The 2,493-nt window shown below is 56.3% G+C and carries 2 protein-coding genes; both read left to right on the plus strand.

The annotated features are described in order from the left end of the window. Positions 1–113: 113 nt before the first annotated feature. A complete protein-coding gene (gene istA / locus ACR0JI_RS21845; RefSeq protein WP_480474840.1) occupies positions 114–1,643 on the plus strand; it encodes an IS21 family transposase in 1,530 nt (509 codons plus the stop codon). Then, positions 1,633–2,421 (plus strand): IS21-like element helper ATPase IstB, encoded by a 789-nt coding sequence (gene istB / locus ACR0JI_RS21850; RefSeq protein ID WP_480474839.1) that lies wholly within the window; start codon positions 1,633–1,635, stop codon positions 2,419–2,421. Before istA ends, istB begins: the two co-directional genes overlap by 11 nt. The last annotated feature ends 72 nt before the right edge of the window (positions 2,422–2,493 follow it).

A 2,493-nucleotide genomic window follows, 5' to 3' on the forward strand; every position in this document is an offset into this window, starting at 1 on the left:
TGTTGATTTCCGCTGAGAAGTGACCCGGTAAGCCAGATAATTTTCACTGAGAATTGACCCATGTGAGCACATTGCCCCGACGTTTTCGTTTGGGGAGATTTGGAGTGATCGACATGGGATTTTTGAGTGTCATACGACGCTGGGCATTGCGTGACAAAATGCCAATTCGCGAGATTTCACGGCGCACGGGGCTGTCTCGCAACACCATCAAAAAGTATCTACGCGAAGGCGCTGTAGAACCGAAGTTCAAGACACCGCCGCGTTCTAGCAAATTGGATCCGTATGCGGATCGGTTGTCTGCCTGGCTGCTCGCCCAGACACGCAAGCCCCGCAAGGAGCGGCGCACGGTGAAGCAGATGCATGCTGATCTGGTGAAGCTGGGTTATGAAGGATCCTATGGCCGTGTTGCCGCATTCGCGCGGACGTGGCGGTCAGATCGGCACCGTGCGGAACAGACGACGGGACGCGGAACTTACGTGCCGCTGGTATTCCAGCCGGGTGAAGCGTTCCAGTTCGACTGGAGCGAAGACTGGGCCAATATCGGTGGAGATCGGGTCAAGCTTCAGGTCGCCCATATCAAACTCTCACACAGCCGGGCTTTCCTCGTGCGAGCCTATCCGTTGCAAGCGCATGAGATGCTGTTTGACGCCCATTGGCATGCGTTCCGCGTGTTTGGTGGCGTTCCCGGCCGCGGGATTTACGATAATATGAAGACGGCCGTGGACCGTGTGGGCCGAGGCAAGCAGCGTGACATCAATGCCCGCTTCAAGGCCATGGCCAGCCATTATGTTTTTGAACCAGAGTTCTGCAACCCTGCTGCGGGTTGGGAGAAAGGTCAGGTCGAGAAGAACGTCCGCGATGCGCGCAACCGGCTGTGGCAGGTCATGCCCATCTTCAAGGATCTGGGCGAGCTGAACCAATGGCTTGAGGATCGCTGTGTCGCCCTATGGGCCGAGACAAAGCACCGGGAATTGCCGGGTACTGTTGCTGATGCATGGGAAGCTGAGAAGCCCACGTTGATGGCGCTGCCGCCCGCCTTCGATGGATTTGTCGAACACAGCAAACGGGTATCGCCGACATGCCTGGTGACCTTCGAACGCAACCGGTACAGCGTGCCGGCCAGCTTTGCCAACCAGCGTATCAGCCTGCATGTCTACCCCGAACGTCTGGTCATCGTGGCTGAGGGCCAAACCGTTTGTTCACATGAGCGGATCATAGAGCGGTCACATCGCAAGCCTGGCAGAGTGGTCTACGATTGGCGTCACTATTTGGCAGTCATCCAACGTAAACCGGGTGCTCTGCGTAACGGTGCGCCGTTCACAGAGATGCCAGATGCCTTCCGTCGACTCCAGGATCATATGCTCCGCAAAGAGGGTGGTGACAGGGAAATGGTCGATATCCTGTCACTGGTTTTGCATCACGACGAGGACGCAGTTCTACGCGCCGTAGAATTGGCGTTGGAAGCCGGGGTTCCTACCAAGACGCATATCCTGAACCTGCTGCACCGCTTGATTGACAAGAAGCAAACAGACCTTCCAGAGATCGACCCACCAGATGCGCTGGCTTTGGAAACGACCCCGAAGGCAAACGTGGACCGCTACGATGATCTGAGACAAACCGGGGAGAAGCGCCATGCGTCATGATCCAGCAGGAGCTTCCGTCGTGATCATGCTGCGCAGCCTCAAGCTGTATGGCATGGCAAATGCAGTAGAGGATCTGGTCGCTCAGGGCGCGCCCGCCTTCGAGACCGCAACACCGATGCTGTCTCAGCTTCTCAAAGCTGAGATCGCTGAGCGGGAGGTGCGGTCAATCGCCTATCACACCAAGGTGGCGCGCTTCCCCTCTTACAAAGACCTCGCAGGCTTCGACTTCAAATCCAGTGAGATCAACGAGGCCACTGTCCGGCAATTGCACCGCGGAGAGTTCATGGAAAATGCAGAGAACGTTGTCCTGATCGGCGGCCCCGGTACTGGCAAGAGCCACATCGCGACTGCCATCGGCGTTCAGGCCATCGAACATCACAGGCGTAAAGTCCGCTTCTATTCGACAGTGGAACTGGTCAATGCGCTGGAGCAGGAAAAGGTGCTAGGCAAAACCGGGAAGATGGCTGAGATGATGACCAAGGTCGACTTGGTCATTCTCGACGAGCTCGGCTACCTGCCATTCAGCTCATCCGGCGGCGCACTGCTATTCCACCTGCTCAGCAAGCTCTATGAGCGCACCAGCGTCATCATCACAACCAACCTCAGCTTCTCTGAATGGGCGCAGGTCTTCGGGGATGCAAAGATGACAACAGCTCTCCTCGACCGCCTCACGCACCGCTGCCACATCCTCGAAACCGGTAACGACAGCTACCGCTTCAAGGCAAGTTCTGAAGCAAGGAAAACGAGAAAGGAAACGCCAACATTGACCACAACATAAACGCTGAGACATAAACAAAGGTGGGTCAAATCTCGGTGAAAATACCGGGTCACTTCTCAGCGGAAATCAACA

This window comes from Ruegeria sp. N10 (genome assembly GCF_056531545.1).

What these genes read in the sequence shown, in the direction of transcription:
- istB (WP_480474839.1), top strand. Translation starts at nt 1,633, where the DNA reads ATGCGTCATGATCCAGCAGGAGCTTCCGTCGTGATCATGCTGCGCAGC.
- istA (WP_480474840.1), top strand. Translation starts at nt 114, where the DNA reads ATGGGATTTTTGAGTGTCATACGACGCTGGGCATTGCGTGACAAAATG.